Here is a 17,889-nt window from a genome sequence, read left to right on the forward strand (position 1 = left end):
ACGTTTTACTGATTACTGCGCTACCAGGCCACCATCAACCACCATCAGATGTCCGATCACATACGATGCAGCCGCCGAACAGAGCCATACGACTGCCCCGGCAACCTCTTCAGGGGTGCCAATTCGGCCAATCGGCAAGGTTGCCAGCGCACCGGCTTCTACGCCAGGTTGGGCAAGGAGACGTTCAAGCATCGGGGTATAGATTGATCCCGGACAAACAGCATTAATGCGGATGCTTGCCTTAGCATACTCAATTGCCGCTGCCTTCGTGAGTTGTACGACGCCTCCCTTAGCAGCACAGTACGCCGGTAGCCCCGGTGCACCTACCAAGCCCACCACAGAAGCCGTATTGACAATTGCACCACCGCCCTGTTGTAGCATCTGGCGTATCTCATACTTCATACAGAGCCACGTTCCCTTGAGATTCGTGTTGATGGTGCGATCCCAGTCATCTTCTGGATAATCAGCGGTAGGTGCAATGATACCTTCAACGGCTGCATTGTTGTGGACGAAATCAAGCCGTCCATAATGGGTGACGGTTTGTCGAATTAACTCTTCAACTTCCGCCGCTTTTGAAATGTCAGCCTTAATAAAGAGTGCTTCACCACTCATCGAAGTAATCATCTGTGCCGTTTCTTCACCCCCCGCGACCTGAATATCCGCCACAACAACTCGTGCCCCTTCACGGGCAAACGCGAGGGCACTGGCCCGCCCGATGCCAGATGCGGCCCCGGTAACAAGTGCAACTTTGCCATGGAATTGAGACGTCACGGTATGCTCCTATGCTGAACGAAAAGGCTCCTGCAACGGCTGTAGTATACAAGACATTGTTGTAGCTGTGCAACAGAAGGAAGCAAGGGGGTAGTTTAGCGTCGTTTATGGTGTTTTCTTTGGTGATAGAGATTTGCTGAAGTTCTCACAAGAAGAGCGGGTTGAAAACCCGCTCTTGCGCTCCTACTGGCAAGACATCTTCACCGTCCTACAACGAGCGTGGCCCACCGTGTAGTTCTTCCACCAAATGCGCACGTGCCTCGACAACGCTCATTTGGGTCGAAGCATAGAGCGATGCCGTGCGCATAATCTCTTTGGCCTGCTCTTTGGGCATAGCCCGTACTTGTTCAAGGGTCAGTCCTTGACTGCGTAGATACTCCAGGATGTAAGCTTGTTCGAGGTGCTCGTAACCTTCGCGTGCGCCGACATCAACCAGCTCATCATCTTTTTCAGGCATCGTTGCCATACCGCACCTCCTCGTTGCATACTGTCAACTCTATTATATTGGTGCCGGCGCACACTGTGAAGAGCAAATTTCACAACTCTTTTAGACGGCAGTCGCAGTGGCTTTGGTGCGAGCATGTTCCTGCTCGGCCAGATACCAGGTTGCTTCCATTGCGGCCCGACAACCATCGCCGGCCGCAGTAATCGCCTGACGGTAAATGTGGTCGGTCACGTCACCGGCAGCAAAGATACCGGGGATGTTGGTGCGGGTACGACCATCGGTAACAATGTAGCCACCTTCATCAAGCTCAAGGATACCGCGGAACAGATCGGTATTTGGTACGTGCCCGATATACGGGAAGACACCGTCGGTTGGCAGCTCACTCACCTCGCCGGTCTTCAGATTGCGTAATGTGACCGACTCAACCTTATCTTTGCCGTTGATCGCAATCACAACCGAGTTCCAAATAAAACGTACCTTTGGATTACTGAAGGCGCGTTCCTGCAAAATTGGATCGGCGCGGAGAGTGTCGCGTCGATGAACGATGACCAGCTCATCGACATAACGGGTAAGGAACAGCCCTTCATCGAGCGCACTGTTACCCCCGCCAACGACCACCACTTTCTTGCCCCGGAAGAAGAAACCATCGCAGGTTGCACAGTAGCTCACCCCCCGATTCGCCAGCTCCTCCTCACCAGGCACCCCAAGTTTACGTGGTGAAGCGCCCGTACTGACGATGATGGCATCGGCGGTCACGATCTGGCCGCTATCGGTATGGATCACGAAGGGGCGTTGGTCTACTTCTACCTTCGTCACCATCGTATCGAGATACGTTGCGCCAAAACGGGCTGCCTGCTTCTCCATGGCCTCGGCCAGCTCAAAACCACCAATCCCATCTACGAAGCCCGGATAATTCTCTACTTCGCTGGTGGTGGCAATCAGACCTCCGGGTTGCAAACCGCGAATGACTAGCGGCTCCAGGTTGGCACGTGCCGCGTAGAGAGCCGCCGTCAGACCGGCTGGACCCGAACCAATGATAACAACTTTGTGATGCATACGACAGCAATCTCCTGGTATCAATTTCGACACATAATCACTCTTGCGACAACGGAATTGTCGCTCACAAAAGGGAGTATAGCACGTCCTGGCGATTGTTGTCTGTAATCCAGATTACCCCCCTGGGGTATGGGATTGATTTATTGCTTGTTGATCAGTAATTCGTCGTGGTGTCCAGTGGGATCGGACGCCGGGTATCGGTGGTGGTGGTCGGTCGCCGCAGAAAAGCCAGACGATTCGAAACCCAAGCTCATGCAACCGCAATAGTGCGGCCTGAACCGGTTCAGACGCGACTGCGCCGATCAACACAATCGTAGCCCCGGGATGCAGGTCGGTGGTGATCAACCGGAGCAAGCGGGCAGCGGGTAGCACTGAATAGGCTGTCAGTCGGGCCAGGGTTTCCATGATCTGAGCAAGCTGGTTGGGACTACGACCGGGCGGCAATCGTACCAGATGTTCATCTTCAACCGGCGCGCCATTGACGTACAATCCAACCGCATGGCCTGCATTGATACTATGATGAGCCAGCGTAGCCGTTACGCCGATCAGATGTTCGACCAGTTCAGGATCGATACCCTGAAAGTAGAACTCAAACGTATCGAGATCGAGAACCAGTGCCAGCACGTGAGCGGTTGTCGGTTCGTAGACGCGGGTTTGGAGGGTACCGGTGCGCGCCGTAGCAGCCCAGTGCACATCTTTAAGCGGGTCTGAAGGCGTATAGTCACGTACTCCGACTACTCGCAACGGGTCACGCACAAGAGCCGCTGCTCGTGTCAACCCAAGTGGATCGCGGGCCGGTAAACCAAGATCGGTCAGATTGAGGAGTTTTGGATAAACGAGTAACGTCACATCGGCAGCAAAGGTCTCTGCCGTGCGAAAGAGACCAAACGGATCACCACTCTGCACCTGGGCCGGCCCGAAGCGAAATGCACCGCGACGCTCGCAGTGTAATCGGTACCGCCAGATGACCCGTTCGTACCAGCGTAAGCCGGTGCTTCTGCGGATGATGCTGACCTGGCGACTTCCGCTAAAGATCACCGGCGCTCCCACCACCGTGATCCCGTTGGGAATGGCATCGAACACCTGAACCTGTGCCAGCGGCAATAGCTTCCGATTGGTCATGGTGATCGTCAGTGTAAGCTCATCACCGGGAAACGCACGAAGTTGACTCAACGTGCGTCGATATTCCACCCGTCGCAATGCCCAGCGCTGCCAGAGACGGGCCATGCCAAGACTGACCAGGATCGTTGCCACCAACAACGCCAGTGCTGACTGACGAAAGATCAGTGCCAGGATAAACACTACGAAGAGTGCCAGTATCATAACGATATCACATCTCGTTTATTCACCGGGTAATCGGCGTCGGCTCAAGGGGATGGTGAAAAAGAACCGTGAGCCACGACCGACCTGGCTCTCAACCCAAATGCGACCGCCGTGCGCTTCCACAATTGCTCTGGCAATAAACAGGCCCAGACCACTGCCGGGCTGGTCACGCCGCAGGCGCGTATCGACTCGATAAAAACGTTCAAAGATCAACTCTTGTTCTTCTGGCGGAATACCGATCCCCTGATCGGCGACATAGACAATGGCCATGTCGCCTTCGGCGCGGGCGCCGATCCGAACGACGCCGCCATTTGGGCTGTACTTGACGGCATTTTCGATCAGATTATTCAGCACCTGGCGAATCCGCTCGTAATCGGCGTAGACCGGTGGCATATCATCAGGTACCCGTATCTCGAATTCGATCCGCTCACCAACCTGGGTGGCGAAGCGACGTACTACCTCGGTCACCAATAGATGCAATGACACATCACTTCGTTCGAGCCGTAGTCCTCCGGCAGCAATGCGTGAGACATCGAGCAAATCTTGAATCTGACGAGCCAGGCGGTCAGCCTCTTCGCCGATGACCTGGAGTGCTTCGCGGTATTGTTCGACCGTGAACTGACCATCAGGACGAAGCATCGTTTCGGCAAAGCCCTTGATGATACTCACTGGTGTCCGCAACTCGTGCGAAATGACCGAAATGAACGTGTTCTGGCGCTCTTCCTCAATCTTTTGGTCCGTAACATCACGTACATTTGCGATGGCGCTCAACAGTTGGCCGTGGCTTCCCCGTTGCGGTGCATAGCGATTCTGAATAAACAACTCACGCCCATCACGAGTAGTAATCCAACCTTCAACGACAGGGTTGGCGAGGTCGGGATGGCGTTGCAGCGGACACTCGTTTAGGCAGATATTTACTCCCTGTGCATTGCGAATCCCAAGGATTTCGGCGCATGGACGGCCGATTGCCTCTTCACGTGACCAGCCGGTCAATAATTCCATCGTGTGGTTGAAGGTAGTAATTCGCCAGCGGCCATCGATAATCATCACCCCATCGGCTGACTGCTCAATTAGCGCATTCAGATGTTGTTTCTCGCGTAACACACTTTGAAACAGGCGAGCATTTCCTACGGCGATAGCTGCCTGATCGGCGAAATCTTGCAGAATCTGGCGATCATCAGCCGAGAATGCCACATTGAGAGCAGCACGGAAAACGTAGATCACACCGAGTGAGGTATCACGAACCGTCAGTGGTAATGCGATCATCTGGCGCAGTGGAATACCGGTATCAAGGGAGACCTCACGCAGTACCTGCGGGCCGTAGCGACTGAGCTCGGCAATCGGGATGTGCAGCAGCGGGGCAAAGGCGGGCCAGAGATCGCGCGGCAATTGCGCTGAGGCTCGAATACGGAGCATTCCATCTTCTTCGTCGAACAGGGCAATAAAGCCGAGTGTGCCGGCTAATAATTCGACCGCATACGTGATCACCAGATTTAGCACACTGCCCAGATCGAGCTGTGCCGTGAGGGCCCGGCTAATTTGCAGTAGATATTCGCGTTGTCGGAGGCGTAGATCGGTCATAATCGTCTATTGTAACACAGGAGTGTACGCTCCTATCGTCGTGAGCATGTGTAAACTTTTACACTTCTTATTCCACGCAGAAGGTGTCGTTGTCAAATATTACACAAGTGCGTACAGCCCTTGTATCTCAACATCGGTGTGATAATCCTTGTCTCATACAATGGCGTATCGTGCGCATGGTCTCTCCTCCGTTCTGCCCACCCGGTTACTATTTACACAACGACTCGACAATATTGCTGATACGTGGTATGATGATAAAAAATTATACCGTCAACCAATAACATTACATTCAGAATTCCTGAGTACACGGGTATACGTGACGGAGATCGGTAACCGTAGGCCGTTTAACCTGAGCGCGAGGAGGGTAGGTGAGCAAGTATTCACCACCAATGCCTGGCACAGGCAGCGAAGCCATTGCTATCCGGTGTGGCGAGGAGATCGGCATGAAAATCAACCAAAGCAGCAAACGTGCCCAAAAACTCATTCGCGAACACAAATTAACGCCCGAAGAGATTCAGCAGATCATTGCGGCTGCACGTATCAACCTCGCCACATTTGATCCCGGCTATCGGGCTAACGTCACCCAAATTGCCGATGAACTACAGAAAAGTCGCCCAACCATCTATGGTTGGGCTGATCGGGCCCTGGCCGCAACTATCCACTCCCTGCGGAACATCCGCGCCGGTCGCCCCCCGAAAGATCGGGAACGCAACAATGTGACTGGTGAAATGGAGTGACGATATGGAAACATTCTGGTTCAACGACAGTGTATAATACACAGTGCGTGCGGTAAAGTGAGGTAGCATGAGTAGCGAGCTGAAAGAGCTTCTAACCCGATTTCGCATGGTCGAAAGCGTTGAAGCTGCTGCGGTAGTAGCCACTGATGGTCTTTTGATCGAAAGTGTCACTCGTCTGGGGGTGGATATTGATGCTATCGGTGCAGTGGCATCCAACGGGCTGGCCATGGCCGATGCGCTGGGACGAGAAGTCGCCAAGGGTCGTACCGTTCAGGCAGTGCTTGAATACGATGATGGCCTGGTCATTATTGAACCGATCAGTAGTGATGCCATGCTCTTGTTATTGACCAACTCACGCGATGATCTTGGCTTCCTTCGTTTTCTTGCTGCCAAACATCGTGACGAGATGATCGATGCGCTCAGCGCAATTTGACAACGGTATGTTATAATTTGAAGCAGTAACGCATCGACACCCGCCACTCTCATACGTGAAGGTAGGCTGCGATGGATCCTCAGTTGACAAGTATCATCGTACCTTCGGAAGAGATCGCTCAAATTGAAGAGTGTCTCTCCCGGCTGGTGGAAGACACCGGCAGTGACTATGCATTGCTCCTCGATAAAAGTGGTCAGGTCATCTCCTCGAAAGGCGATGGCGACCGGCAAGACATTACTGCGCTAGGTGCCCTAATTGCCGGTGTGTTCGCTTCCTCGCGAGAGGTGGCCAAGCTCTTGCGCGAACGCGATTTTCGGGCATCGTTCCAGCAAGGGGTGCGCGAAAATATCTTCATCGCGTTGATCGAGGAACAATGGATTCTGTGTATCATCTTCAACAAGGGCACACATATCGGTCTAGTGAAGGTGCTAACCAAGAAGGCGACCGATGAGTTGGCTGCCGTTCTCGAACGGGTACGGCAACAGCATAAGGCGCGTGATGAAGTGCTTGGTTCCGCCTTCCGTACTTCAATGGAAGATACCATTGATCTGTTGTTCCGTGATTAGCCGCGCTTCCATCCTGCTGATTGGTCGTGTCGGGGTGTGATCCGACCGGCTCCGCGAGAGAATCTATGGCTCTGATCAATGTCGCTGCGCGTGAAATACACTGCAAGATTGTGTACTATGGGCCTGGGATGTGCGGCAAGACAACGAACTTGCAGTATATCCATAGCCAGGTGCCAAAAGAGGTAAAAGGCGATCTCCTCTCTATTGCAACTGAAACTGAACGAACGCTCTTCTTTGATTTCTTGCCACTTGACCTCGGTAAGGTGCGCGGATTTCAAACGCGCTTTCATCTGTATACAGTACCGGGGCAGGTACTCTACGAGCGGACACGGGTGGCAGTGTTGAACGGTGCTGATGGGGTGGTCTTCGTGGCCGACTCGCACAAGAACAAAATGCAGGAAAATATTAACAGCCTGCGTGAGTTGGCCCAGAATATTACCCGCCAGAATAAGCGATTTGCCGATTTTCCGATCGTATTGCAGTACAACAAGCGGGATTTGCCGCCAGAGGTGCTCACACCAGTGGCAACTATGGATCATTTCCTCGGTGTGAATAAGATGAATTGGCCGCGGATCGAGGCAATCGCTACCAAAGGCGTGGGGGTCTTTGAAACGCTGCGGGCAATCAGTCGGGTTGTCATTAGCAAGCTGTGATGTTGCTCTGCAACGTCGCACGCGCTAGTCAAAGGTGAGGCGCAGCTATGGCGCTGGCAGGTGATTTGAGCGAGTTTTCGCTCACTGACCTCATCCAGTTGTTGCAATTGAGTAAGAAGACCGGTGGAGTTGAAATTGATGGCCGGCGTGGTGCGCAGAAGTTGGCCGGTTGGATCTTTTTTCGTGATGGAAAGATTGTTGATGCAAAGCTGCCCGGTTTAGAACCACTGGAAGCGGTCTATGCGTTCTTTACCGTGACGAGCGGCCCGTTTCGTTTCCACGAAGGTGTGACGTCGCCCCAGGTCACGATTACCGTTAGCAATGAGTCGATCATCATGGAAGGGATCCATCGTCAAGAGACCTGGTCGCAGCAACAAGCAGCGCCCACGTTGTCGATGGTGCCCCGTCTGGTTCCTAACCCGTCTTCAGGTACCGTCGAGATCAGTCTCGATGCGGAAGAGTGGCGGGTGCTGACGATGATCAACGGCAAACATACAGTTGCTCAGATCGCTCAGCGTAGTGGCCTGGGAGAAGCACGAACCTGCGAGATTATTGCAAAATTGATGCAGAGCGGGCTGATCGAGCGTCGCGAAGCGGCAGCCGGTGAGTCATTGGCGCCCGAATTTGAACAGATTGCTGCCGGTTATCTCGGCGCTGGCGCCAATGTGCTGCTTCAGGAAGCGTATCGAATTGCCGGGGTGACCGATCCTTCACGGGCATCGGCAGCCGAGATGTTGGCGGCAGCCGATGCGTTTGAAGCCGAAGCGCGTCGCTTGATCGGTGCTGATCGCGCCAGTCAGGCTGCTGCCCAACTACGCGAGCGAGCGCGTGAGGCGCTGGTTTGATTTGTGGTACAATGGCGATACACGACCCTGCCCGTCGCTGCAGGCAGGGTTTGGTCTTGAATAGGGTGAGGAGTATGTTGTGCGTGCGTTGATGAGCGTTTACGACAAGACAGGGATCGTTGAGTTCGCACAGGCATTACACAACCTCGGTGTTGAGATTATCTCCACTGGTCAAACACAGCGAGTGTTACGAGAGGCCGGTATTCCGGCCCTGGCAGTGAGTGAGATAACCGGGTTTCCTGAAATTCTCGATGGCCGAGTCAAAACGTTGCATCCAGCCATTCATGCTGGCTTGCTGGCCCGCCGCGATCTCCCAACCCACATGGCCGAACTGGCCGCCCATCAGCTCAAACCGATTGATCTGGTTGTCGTCAATCTTTACCCGTTTGCGGCAACGATTGCCCGCTCTGATGTTTCTTTGCTTGAAGCTCAAGAGCAGATTGACATCGGTGGAGTCGCGCTGTTGCGTGCAGCGGCGAAGAATTTTTCAGATGTGATCGTCCTCGTTGATCCCGCCGATTATCCGGTTGTGCTTGATGGTTTGCGTACCGGTGATGTGCCACTTGCCGAGCGACGACGACTGGCTGCCAGGGCTTTTGCCCATACGGCTGAATATGATGCTACAATTGCAGCCTATCTCTGTACGGAACCCCTTCCTGAAATTTTGCCGCTCGCGTGGCGTAAGTATCAATCGCTGCGTTACGGCGAAAATCCGCATCAGGCAGCCGCACTGTATGGTGATTTCGGAACGTTTTTCCGCCAGTTGCACGGCAAAGAACTGAGTTATAACAATATTCTCGACACCGCAGCCGCGCAAGAGTTGATCGAGGAGTTTCCCCCTCATGAGGGTGCGGCAGTTGCTATCATCAAACATACCAATCCGTGTGGTGTTGCCGTCGCCCCTGATCTCCGCAGTGCCTGGGAAGCAGCATTTGCCACCGACCGAGATGCCCCCTTCGGGGGCATTATTGCGGTCAATCGCACGGTTGATCTCGCTTTTGCCGAAGCGGTCAACGAGATTTTCTCGGAAATTATTATTGCCCCTGCTTTTGATCCTGATGCCTTAACATTATTGCAGCGCAAGAAGAATCGTCGTCTTTTACAGAGTCTGCGACCGGTTGCCGGGGCTGCCCGCTGGCAAATCCGCAGCGTTCCCGGTGGGGTGCTGGTGCAAGAACCGGATAGTGCTCCGCTGGCAGCCGAGGAGTGGCGGGTGGTAACCAAACGGGCACCAACCGATGCCGAAGTTGCTGCGTTACGTTTTGCCTGGCGTGTTGTGAAGCACGTGAAGTCAAATGCGATTGTCTACGCAGCTACCGACCGTACTCTGGGTATCGGTGCGGGTCAGATGAGTCGGGTTGATAGCTCGCGCCTGGCAGTATGGAAAGCGCAGCAGGCCGGCCTTGATCTGCGCGGGAGTGTGGTGGCCAGTGATGCGCTCTTTCCCTTCGCCGATGGAGTTGAAGCGGCGATTGCTGCCGGTGCTACGGCGATTATTCAACCCGGTGGTTCGGTGCGTGATGAAGAGGTAATTGCTGCGGCTGATGCTGCCGGTGCAGCAATGGTCTTTACCGGCCGCCGCCATTTCCGCCATTAACGAGGAGCGGTGACCACCGCTGCCTTATCAAACAGACACGGAGACAGAGTAAGCCCATGGTTGATATTGCTGAACCTTCGTTACTACCTGTTATCGTACAGCATGCTCGCAGTGGTGAAGTGTTGATGCTGGGATACATGAATGAAGAGGCACTGACTGCGACTCGCACAAGTGGCTTTGTGACGTTCTATAGTCGTTCACGTCAGCGGCTATGGCAGAAGGGTGAAACTAGCGGCCACACGTTGCGCGTTGTCGAAATCCTGCAAGATTGTGATGGCGATGCTCTTCTTATCCTGGCGGAACCGGCTGGGCCAACATGTCATACGGGCCGGCCAAGTTGTTTCTTCCGTGATCTGAGCGAGAGCGAAGTGAATGGCCCGCTGCCAGCCGTGGCAATTCTGGCCCGCCTGGCTGACCGCATTCACGACCGTCGCGATACCGATCCTGCTACCTCGTACACTGCCAGACTGCTCCACGGCGGTATTGACCGTATAGGTAAGAAGATCGGTGAGGAAGCAGCCGAGTTGATCATCGCCGCGAAAAATGGAAATCCGGCAGAGATAGCCTACGAATTGGCCGACCTGATTTACCATAGCCTGGTCCTACTTGAACAACAGGGGTTAACCACCGAAGCGGTTTGGGCCGAGCTGACCCGTCGTTATCAGGCCTCGTAATCGCAGATGATTGCGGGATAACTGTATGCATCATTGGGCTGGTCGAGTGTTGGTTGTAGATGATGATCCGCTCTTGCGTGATCTATGCCGACAGACCCTGGCACGTGCCGGGTTTGTTGTGGTGACTGCCGCCAATGCAACGATAGCTCTTGAGGCCCTCGAACAGACCATCTTTGATCTGGTCATCGTCGATCTGGCAATGCCGGGCGTCGATGGTATCCAACTCCTTGAATTGATCCGGTTACGCGATATTAGCGTCCCTATCTTAATAGTCAGTGGTATCGCTTCGGTTGAGCAAATTGTCCAGGCCATGCGTCTTGGGGCGCGCGGTTTGTTGATCAAACCGTTCCACGCCCAAGAACTGACCAGTATTGCGCACGAATTGGTCAGTAAACGGCAGGAAGTTCGTACCCGTGACCGATTGGCAACCCTCCGGCCGCTGTTGCAGATCAGTCAGCACTTGTTAACCGAGCTTGATCAGTCGCGTCTCTACGCCTTAATCATTGAAACGGTGCGGAGCGAAGTTCGTGCCGAACGGGCGTCGCTTCTGTTGCTGGAACCTGATGAGCAGTCGCTACGGATCGTAGCATGTACCGGCTTACCTGATACCGTTGGTATCGGTGCGCTAATCCCGGTTGCCAGCAGTATATCGGGTTGGGTTGTGCGTCATCGTCAGTCTTTGTTGATTGATCAACGATTGACTTCATCACCATGGTTTGCCGAACTACGCCATTACCTGTTGGCCCCTGAATTGACCACTGCTTTATCGGTACCGATTATGGCTGGTGAGCGCGTCTTAGGGGTCCTCAATGCAGCCAAGGCGGCACCGGATACTGCTTTCACGATTGCCGATCAAGAATTGCTACAACTGTTGGCGCGGCAGGCAGCGGTTGCGATCGAGAATGCTCGCCTCTACGCTGAGGTCTCGCGCTCGGAGGCACGCTATCGCGCTTTACTACGCCACGCGAACGATGCGGTGCTCTTGCTTGATGTCACCGGTACTCATGTCCTTGATGCCAATCTGGCTCTGGCTCGTTTGTCAGGTTATCCGCACGAAACCCTCTTACAGCTTCACCCGCACCGATTACTCCCTACCCTGCCTGGCCTGTTAGCAACTGCGGTCAATGGTCGAAGTGAACAGCACGAGATTGAGACAACGCTTTGTACTGCTGATGGTCACGAGACTGCGGTAGCCGTAAGTGTGAGCGTCGTACCTGAAGGCGAACAACACCTCTTTTTGGTTATTGCCCGCGACATCAGCGAACGACAACGGCTAGCGCGCGAGCTTGCCCAAGTGGAAAAACTGGCGGCTATTGGTCGTCTTTCGGCGGCGATGGCCCACGAAATTAATAATCCTCTTCAGGCGTTTTCCAGTACGATACGCCTGTTGCAAAACCCCGATTTACCACCCGAGCGACGAGAACTCTACCTCACAAAAGCTGCGGCTGAACTCGACGGATTGATTCATCGCGTGCAACGAATTCTCGACATCTCGCGTCCAAACCTAGACGGGCGGCGTCCGGTTGATCTTAATCAGGTGATCAATGATGTAATTATCGCCTATCGACCGCAGATGAATGCTCGTGGGATTCGGTATATCGGTGAACTGACCTCAACCTTACCATGGGTCACCGCAGTGATCGGCCATCTCAAGCAGGTCTGTCAGACGCTAGTTCAGAACGCGATTGAGGCGATGCCGAACGGAGGGACGCTCCATATTCGCACCTATCCTCGACCCCCTGATGGCGAACCAGATCGGGCATTGTTCTGGCGGGCTGGTGGCGGATCGCGGCAGTTATCTGATCAGGCGGTTGTGCTGGAGATCAGTGACACTGGGGTAGGTATTGCTGAAGCGGAATTACCCAAGATTTTTGAACCGTTCTATTCGACGCGGTTCGACAGTCTCGGTTTAGGGCTGCCGCTCTGCTACAGCATTATAGATTTTCACGGCGGTGAGTTGCTGGTACGGTCGCAACCCGATCAGGGAACAACGTTCCGTGTGATCCTTCCAGTTGCCCGCTGAACGATTGCTAATCTAACAGACCAGCAATTGGGCGAATCACCAATCGCCGTTCAAGCAGATCGATGGCTATAATAAAATCGCGCACCATTGGGACAAGTGCGTCGGCACGTCCGCGTCGCTTAATCACCGCAATCTCGCCAGCACCTGTTTCGAGAATATCGCACACCTCACCAATACCCTCTCCGCTCTCGGTAATAGCCTGCATGCCGATCACATCGTGATAGAAAAACTCATCGTCAGCAAGCGGAGCAGCATCGCTGGCAGCGATATAAACCTCGGCGCCGCGAAGTTCGGCAGCAGCATCGCGATCGGTAATACTTTGTAGTTGGATAATGATCAGGCCCGGTTTGTGCATGAAGAGGCGTGTAACCTGATGTGGAATCCGTTTCGGACCGATGAAAACGGTGCGCAGGTGGCGGATCAGATGCTCGGGATGGCTCGAAATAGAATGGAGCTTGATCTGACCACGCACACCGAACGGAGCACCCAGAGCACCGATATACAAGAGATCATCCATAGTAGCCAACAGCAAAGTAAGCGGTCAGTCAGAATGACCGACCGCTACCACCCTCTTTACACCTATTCGATGTCAACATGGACCCGCTTCTTTTGGCGGGCGGCGGCTACACCCATCAGATCACGGATCGCCTTGGCGACCCGGCCATTGCGCCCAATCACCTTACCGGTTTCGGAAGGTGCAACGGAAAGATGGTACGTAACAGTAAAACGCCCACTTCGCTCTTTGATGCGCACAGCTTCAGGCGTATCAACCAGATTGCGGGCGATGTATTCAAGGAGCGCTTTCATAGAGGCCCCTCCGGTAATAGTGATTACGCCTCGGCTACGACCTTACCCTGCTCGTCGAGAATGTTTACCTGCTTTAGCAGCCTGACGACAACCTCAGTTGGTTGGGCGCCAACGCTGAGCCAGTAACGAGCACGGTCGGGCTTGATTTCCAGCACTTTGGGCTGGCGGGTTGGAAGATAGTAGCCGATGGTCTCGATAAATTTACCATCACGCGGTGAGCGCGAATCGGCAACCACAATACGATAGCTTGGCTGCTTAGTCTTGCCGGTGCGGCGCAGACGAATTTTAACCATAGGTCGTTTTGTTCCTCATACTCAGACCAATAATAACACACTAGCCCTAGAGTATAACACAGATTTGCGTTTTTGTTGCAACAGATCAGCGTAATCGCCGTAGCAGTTCATTTGGATCGATCCCGCCTCGGCCTTTACCACCTTTACCGGCAAGTTGCTTCATCATCCGCTGCATCTGCTGAAACTGTTTCACCAACTGACTCACCTCTTGCACCGAGGTGCCACTGCCGCGGGCAATCCGCTCGCGGCGACTACCCTTAATGATTTCCGGTCGCCGACGTTCTTCAGGCGTCATCGAATAGATAATCGCTTCAACCCGCTTGATGTGTCGTTCATCGAGTAGCTCCTCATTACGGGCCAGTTGATTCAGGCCGGGAATCATCGCAATAATCTGCTGTAGTGGGCCGAGCTTGCGCATTTGATGGAGCGAGGTCAGGAAATCTTCAAAATCGAATTCACCCTTGCTCAAGCGCTTCTGCATCTTCTTTGCCTGTTCGGCATCGTAGAGCTGTTCAGCACGCTCAATAAGGGAGAGCACGTCACCCATGCCCAGAATACGTGAAGCCAGCCGGTCAGGGTGAAAGACTTCGAGCGTGTTACCATCGACCTTCTCACCAGTAGAGAGGAACTTGATCGGTACGCCGGTAACGGCCCGTACCGACAAGGCCGCACCACCCCGTGCGTCGCCGTCCATCTTCGTCATCACTACGCCGGTCAGCTTCACCCGCTGATTGAAGGTTTCGGCCACGCGCACCGCCTCTTGACCGGTCATTGCGTCAACGACCAGCAAGCGTTCAATCGGATGCACACGGCTCTCAATCTGTTCCAGCTCTTGCATGAGCGGTTCGTCGATCTGGAGCCGACCAGCAGTGTCGATGATTACCACATTAAATAGCTCTTTGCGGGCATGTTCGACCGCGTGTTCGGCAATATCTGGAGGACTGGCCTGCGTTCCTTCGCTGTAGACCGGAATATTCAGTTGCCGACCCAATGCCTGCAACTGGGTAATTGCTGCCGGGCGATATACGTCAGCCGCAACCAGTAATACCCGCTTCCCCTTCTTACGTAGATGGAGCGCTAATTTGGCGGCCAGCGTTGTTTTACCGGTGCCTTGCAAACCGACCAGCATGATCACGGTTGGGCCGGGACGGGCCTCTTGTAATGGCACGTGCTCGGTTCCCAATAGATTAATCAGTTCTTGATGAACAATCTTAATAACCTGCTGGTGGGGGGTGAGGCTCTTGGTGACCTCTTCACCAATCGCCTTTTCGGTGACTTTTGTCACAAAATCTTTAACGACGCGCAAATTGACGTCAGCTTCTAACAGCGCAAGGCGTACCTGCTTCATCGCCTCGCGCACATCATCTTCGGTCAAAATTCCTTTACTACCGAGTTTTTGAAAAACGGCCTGTAGTCGGTCGGAGAGACTCTCAAACATAGGTCAAACTCATTTCTACGAGTGTATTACCCAATGCTATTGCTGGTTCCATTGTACGAGTGAAGCAGGCACACGTCAATGCACGTACTCGGCAGAAATGAGCAGCGGGTGCGTGATGTTCGTTGGTGTCACTTTGGCTGCGTTCTTTTCGCTCTACCCAGGATGGATGTGACGATGGTGTACGTATGTAGCGCAATTGCAAAGTAATGATGTTTTCTAAACCATTGAAGTCTCTGTGTTTTCTCGGTATAATGAGCGGTACCACATGCAGCCACGTCGCTTCCATTGCCAGGCCCGCAAATCAATCATTCCCAACGAAGTTGTTCTGAGGTAACACTATGCAGGATTCTCAGGTAGCGATATTGCAGGCAGAATGTGAACGTTTGCAGTCACAGGTAGCCGAATTAACACGCTTTCAACAGATTGTTGAAGATACCGATCAACTGGTCACCGAGGTTGACAGCAATGGTATCTTTACCTATGTCAACCCGGCAGCGGAACGATTCTTTGGCTATCCTCCTCAAGACTGTATCGGTCGCTCTTCGCTAGAGTTTTTGCATCCAGACGATCGCGAGCGAGCACAACGGGCGCTGGGCGAATGGGTACAACGGGGTGAGCGGACGGTCACGGTTGAGAATCGGGTGGTACACCGTTCGGGTGCTATCTTTCCTATACTTTGGACAATCGCGATTCGTTATGATAATCAACGCCAGTTTGCCGGTGCGACATCGATTGCGCATGACATCAGTCACATCCAACGCCTGCGCCACGAATTAGCCGAAAGTCGATCAATGTTACGCCTGATCATTGATAGTTTGCCACAGGCAGTATTCTGGAAAGATCGTGACGGGCGTTTTCTTGGTTGTAATCAGCAACTGCTTCGTGATGCCGGTCTCAGCTCTGAAGCAGAGATCGTTGGCAAAACCGACTTTGAAATGCCGTGGCGCGATCAGGCCGATGCGTATCGGGCCGATGATCAAGAGGTTATGTGCAATGGCCCCAAACTTAATATTGAGGAGCCGCTGACGCGCAGTGATGGCACAACGATCTGGTTGCGCACCAGCAAACTGCCGTTGCAGCGCGATGGTGAGGTAATCGGTGTTCTTGGCATGTATGAAGATGTTACCGATATTAAGCTGCAAGCCGAAGAGCTGCGCACCTTCAAATTGCTCGTGGAAAACGCCCCTGACGGGATTGCGATAGCTGATCCCCATCTGGTTATAACCTATAACAATCCGGCTTTGGCGAAGATGCTCCAGTATCCTTCACTGGTAGGCAAGGCAGTTGCCGAAATTGTCTACCCGGCTGATCTTCCGATACTCGAACAGATAGCACAACAGGTGATGCAGGGCCTGACGCCACGGGAAACGGTTCGTTATGTGCGCAGTGATGGTGCCCTGATTACGATTCAGGCCTCAGCACTGGCGTTACGCGATGAGCATGGCAATCTGACCGGCTACGCTTCGATTAATCGTGACATCACCGAGCAGTTGCAAGCTGAAGAGAATCTCCGCTTGAGCGAACGGCGTAAGCGCGCATTGCTCGACGCAATTCCCGACTTAATGTTTTTGCTCAGGCCAGACGGCGTATTTCTCGACTACAAAGCCGACTATAGCGGTGAGTTGCTTATGCCGCCAGAAGCATTTTTAGGCAAGCGAGTTGACGAAGTGCTGCCGCCACCACTAGCCGCGCAGGTGCTACACCATATGGATCAGCTCAAGCGCACCAATGAAATGCAACAATTCGATTACCAGCTTATCATTGGCGATCAGACACTAGAGTATGAAGCGCGCATGGTATTCAGTGATCGCGACATTCTGATTCTGTCGCGCAATGTGACCGAACAGCGCCGCATTGAACGTGAGCGCACCGAGATGCAAGAACAGATCATTGCAGCCCAGCAGGCAACATTGCGCGAACTCAGTACACCACTGATGCCGATTGCCGATGGTGTGATAGCAATGCCGCTGATCGGGGCGATTGATACGATGCGCGCCCAGCAAATCATGGAGACGCTCCTGAATGGGGTAGCCGAATATCGTGCGCAGGTCGCCATTATTGATATTACCGGCGTGAAAGTGGTTGATACCCAGGTGGCCGGTGCACTGGTACGGGCTGCACAGGCGGCACGTATGCTCGGTGCTCAAGTTGTGCTGACCGGAATTAGCCCAGAGATTGCCCAGACCCTGGTGCATATTGGTGCTGAGTTGCGTGATATGACGACGCGCGCAACATTGCAAGAGGGCATCGATTACGCTTTGAAACGTCGGGGTACTGCTCCTCATGTGGTGGGAAATAATCGACAAAGCAGGCCGCGATGAGGTGGATGGCGAAGCCGGTATGCCGATGAGCGAGCGACGATGCACAACACACAGAGCCGGGGTGTAACCTCTTACCCGTTGTCGGTAACGGTTTTCTACAGTGTGAGAGTCTATCCAGACATTCGTCGTCACGTCATAACGCATCAACCCAGGCGATGGCTGGAACACGATGGATGTACAGCCTGATCTCGATGGTGTTGCATAGCGAAGCCAGACGATGCTTTGCCTCCACGAGTGACCCCTGACGAGCGAGCGCAGCGACGCTGCGCCCCGACCGATCTGACGTTGCCGGTGCTACCACAATGGCTTCATCTGGTATAATCATT

At 53.7% G+C, this 17,889-nt stretch carries 19 protein-coding genes; 9 read left to right on the forward strand and 10 right to left on the reverse strand.

The window, feature by feature from the left end:
* Positions 1 to 12: 12 nt before the first annotated feature.
* The 5 genes from JE47_RS0101365 to JE47_RS0101385 form a co-directional block, all read right to left on the reverse strand.
* Positions 13 to 771 carry an SDR family oxidoreductase gene (locus tag JE47_RS0101365; protein WP_031458042.1) on the reverse strand — a complete coding sequence of 253 codons (759 nt, stop codon included), beginning with the start codon at positions 769 to 771 and terminating at the stop codon, positions 13 to 15.
* A gap of 208 nt (positions 772 to 979) precedes the next feature.
* Entirely contained in the window at positions 980 to 1,237 is a 258-nt protein-coding gene (locus JE47_RS0101370) for a hypothetical protein (RefSeq protein ID WP_031458043.1), read from the reverse strand.
* 81 nt (positions 1,238 to 1,318) lie between these two features.
* Positions 1,319 to 2,272: a thioredoxin-disulfide reductase gene (gene trxB / locus JE47_RS0101375; protein ID WP_031458044.1), complete on the reverse strand. Its 954-nt coding sequence runs from the start codon at positions 2,270 to 2,272 to the stop codon at positions 1,319 to 1,321.
* Between the two features lie 114 nt (positions 2,273 to 2,386).
* Positions 2,387 to 3,595: a DUF58 domain-containing protein gene (locus JE47_RS0101380; protein WP_031458045.1), complete on the reverse strand. Its 1,209-nt coding sequence runs from the start codon at positions 3,593 to 3,595 to the stop codon at positions 2,387 to 2,389.
* Between the two features lie 18 nt (positions 3,596 to 3,613).
* Entirely contained in the window at positions 3,614 to 5,176 is a 1,563-nt protein-coding gene (locus JE47_RS0101385; protein ID WP_031458046.1) for an ATP-binding protein, read from the reverse strand.
* Between the two features lie 443 nt (positions 5,177 to 5,619).
* Here JE47_RS0101385 and JE47_RS0101390 point away from each other — a divergent pair, with 443 nt between their 5' ends.
* From JE47_RS0101390 to JE47_RS0101425, 8 genes are all read left to right on the forward strand, one after another.
* Positions 5,620 to 5,913: a helix-turn-helix domain-containing protein gene (locus tag JE47_RS0101390; RefSeq protein ID WP_031458047.1), complete on the forward strand. Its 294-nt coding sequence runs from the start codon at positions 5,620 to 5,622 to the stop codon at positions 5,911 to 5,913.
* A gap of 67 nt (positions 5,914 to 5,980) precedes the next feature.
* Positions 5,981 to 6,346, forward strand: coding sequence for a roadblock/LC7 domain-containing protein (locus JE47_RS0101395; RefSeq protein WP_031458048.1), 366 nt, complete (start codon positions 5,981 to 5,983; stop codon positions 6,344 to 6,346).
* Between the two features lie 71 nt (positions 6,347 to 6,417).
* Entirely contained in the window at positions 6,418 to 6,912 is a 495-nt protein-coding gene (locus JE47_RS0101400) for a roadblock/LC7 domain-containing protein (RefSeq protein WP_028458431.1), read from the forward strand.
* A gap of 65 nt (positions 6,913 to 6,977) precedes the next feature.
* Positions 6,978 to 7,565 (forward strand): GTP-binding protein, encoded by a 588-nt coding sequence (locus tag JE47_RS0101405; protein WP_031458049.1) that lies wholly within the window; start codon positions 6,978 to 6,980, stop codon positions 7,563 to 7,565.
* A gap of 47 nt (positions 7,566 to 7,612) precedes the next feature.
* Entirely contained in the window at positions 7,613 to 8,410 is a 798-nt protein-coding gene (locus JE47_RS0101410; protein ID WP_031458050.1) for a DUF4388 domain-containing protein, read from the forward strand.
* Between the two features lie 79 nt (positions 8,411 to 8,489).
* The gene (gene purH / locus JE47_RS0101415) at positions 8,490 to 10,007 is read left to right on the forward strand and encodes a bifunctional phosphoribosylaminoimidazolecarboxamide formyltransferase/IMP cyclohydrolase (protein WP_031458051.1); all 1,518 of its coding nucleotides are present in this window, start codon (positions 8,490 to 8,492) and stop codon (positions 10,005 to 10,007) included.
* A 56-nt stretch (positions 10,008 to 10,063) separates the two neighbouring features.
* Positions 10,064 to 10,681 (forward strand): bifunctional phosphoribosyl-AMP cyclohydrolase/phosphoribosyl-ATP diphosphatase HisIE, encoded by a 618-nt coding sequence (gene hisIE / locus JE47_RS0101420; RefSeq protein ID WP_031458052.1) that lies wholly within the window; start codon positions 10,064 to 10,066, stop codon positions 10,679 to 10,681.
* 25 nt (positions 10,682 to 10,706) lie between these two features.
* Complete coding sequence (locus JE47_RS0101425) at positions 10,707 to 12,704, forward strand: hybrid sensor histidine kinase/response regulator (RefSeq protein ID WP_031458053.1); 1,998 nt, start codon at positions 10,707 to 10,709, stop codon at positions 12,702 to 12,704.
* Between the two features lie 7 nt (positions 12,705 to 12,711).
* Here JE47_RS0101425 and rimM read toward each other — a convergent pair whose 3' ends face one another.
* From rimM to ffh, 4 genes are all read right to left on the reverse strand, one after another.
* The gene (gene rimM, locus JE47_RS0101430; protein WP_031458054.1) at positions 12,712 to 13,221 is read right to left on the reverse strand and encodes a ribosome maturation factor RimM; all 510 of its coding nucleotides are present in this window, start codon (positions 13,219 to 13,221) and stop codon (positions 12,712 to 12,714) included.
* 62 nt (positions 13,222 to 13,283) lie between these two features.
* Positions 13,284 to 13,511: a KH domain-containing protein gene (locus tag JE47_RS0101435; RefSeq protein WP_031458055.1), complete on the reverse strand. Its 228-nt coding sequence runs from the start codon at positions 13,509 to 13,511 to the stop codon at positions 13,284 to 13,286.
* A gap of 23 nt (positions 13,512 to 13,534) precedes the next feature.
* Positions 13,535 to 13,804: a 30S ribosomal protein S16 gene (gene rpsP, locus JE47_RS0101440; RefSeq protein WP_031458056.1), complete on the reverse strand. Its 270-nt coding sequence runs from the start codon at positions 13,802 to 13,804 to the stop codon at positions 13,535 to 13,537.
* Positions 13,805 to 13,889: 85 nt separating this feature from the next.
* Positions 13,890 to 15,242: a signal recognition particle protein gene (gene ffh / locus JE47_RS0101445; protein ID WP_031458057.1), complete on the reverse strand. Its 1,353-nt coding sequence runs from the start codon at positions 15,240 to 15,242 to the stop codon at positions 13,890 to 13,892.
* Between the two features lie 338 nt (positions 15,243 to 15,580).
* Between ffh and JE47_RS0101450 the strand changes: the two genes are divergently transcribed.
* The gene (locus JE47_RS0101450; RefSeq protein WP_081909975.1) at positions 15,581 to 17,563 is read left to right on the forward strand and encodes a PAS domain-containing protein; all 1,983 of its coding nucleotides are present in this window, start codon (positions 15,581 to 15,583) and stop codon (positions 17,561 to 17,563) included.
* A gap of 133 nt (positions 17,564 to 17,696) precedes the next feature.
* Here the strand turns inward: JE47_RS0101450 and JE47_RS0101455 are convergent, their stop codons facing one another.
* Positions 17,697 to 17,888, reverse strand: a complete 192-nt coding sequence (locus JE47_RS0101455; protein WP_031458059.1) for a hypothetical protein — start codon at positions 17,886 to 17,888, stop codon at positions 17,697 to 17,699.
* Position 17,889: the final 1 nt, after the last annotated feature.

This window comes from Chloroflexus sp. MS-G (assembly GCF_000735195.1).
Lineage (GTDB): Bacteria > Chloroflexota > Chloroflexia > Chloroflexales > Chloroflexaceae > Chloroflexus.

Coding starts and splice junctions, on each gene's coding strand:
- JE47_RS0101410 (WP_031458050.1), top strand. CDS start 7,613: ATGGCGCTGGCAGGTGATTTGAGCGAGTTTTCGCTCACTGACCTCATC.
- JE47_RS0101390 (WP_031458047.1), top strand. CDS start 5,620: ATGAAAATCAACCAAAGCAGCAAACGTGCCCAAAAACTCATTCGCGAA.
- JE47_RS0101395 (WP_031458048.1), top strand. CDS start 5,981: ATGAGTAGCGAGCTGAAAGAGCTTCTAACCCGATTTCGCATGGTCGAA.
- trxB (WP_031458044.1), bottom strand. CDS start 2,272: ATGCATCACAAAGTTGTTATCATTGGTTCGGGTCCAGCCGGTCTGACG.
- JE47_RS0101380 (WP_031458045.1), bottom strand. CDS start 3,595: ATGATACTGGCACTCTTCGTAGTGTTTATCCTGGCACTGATCTTTCGT.
- JE47_RS0101450 (WP_081909975.1), top strand. CDS start 15,581: ATGCAGGATTCTCAGGTAGCGATATTGCAGGCAGAATGTGAACGTTTG.
- JE47_RS0101435 (WP_031458055.1), bottom strand. CDS start 13,511: ATGAAAGCGCTCCTTGAATACATCGCCCGCAATCTGGTTGATACGCCT.
- JE47_RS0101370 (WP_031458043.1), bottom strand. CDS start 1,237: ATGGCAACGATGCCTGAAAAAGATGATGAGCTGGTTGATGTCGGCGCA.
- ffh (WP_031458057.1), bottom strand. CDS start 15,242: ATGTTTGAGAGTCTCTCCGACCGACTACAGGCCGTTTTTCAAAAACTC.
- hisIE (WP_031458052.1), top strand. CDS start 10,064: ATGGTTGATATTGCTGAACCTTCGTTACTACCTGTTATCGTACAGCAT.
- JE47_RS0101385 (WP_031458046.1), bottom strand. CDS start 5,176: ATGACCGATCTACGCCTCCGACAACGCGAATATCTACTGCAAATTAGC.
- JE47_RS0101455 (WP_031458059.1), bottom strand. CDS start 17,888: ATGATTATACCAGATGAAGCCATTGTGGTAGCACCGGCAACGTCAGAT.
- rpsP (WP_031458056.1), bottom strand. CDS start 13,804: ATGGTTAAAATTCGTCTGCGCCGCACCGGCAAGACTAAGCAGCCAAGC.
- JE47_RS0101425 (WP_031458053.1), top strand. CDS start 10,707: ATGCATCATTGGGCTGGTCGAGTGTTGGTTGTAGATGATGATCCGCTC.
- rimM (WP_031458054.1), bottom strand. CDS start 13,221: ATGGATGATCTCTTGTATATCGGTGCTCTGGGTGCTCCGTTCGGTGTG.
- JE47_RS0101400 (WP_028458431.1), top strand. CDS start 6,418: ATGGATCCTCAGTTGACAAGTATCATCGTACCTTCGGAAGAGATCGCT.
- JE47_RS0101405 (WP_031458049.1), top strand. CDS start 6,978: ATGGCTCTGATCAATGTCGCTGCGCGTGAAATACACTGCAAGATTGTG.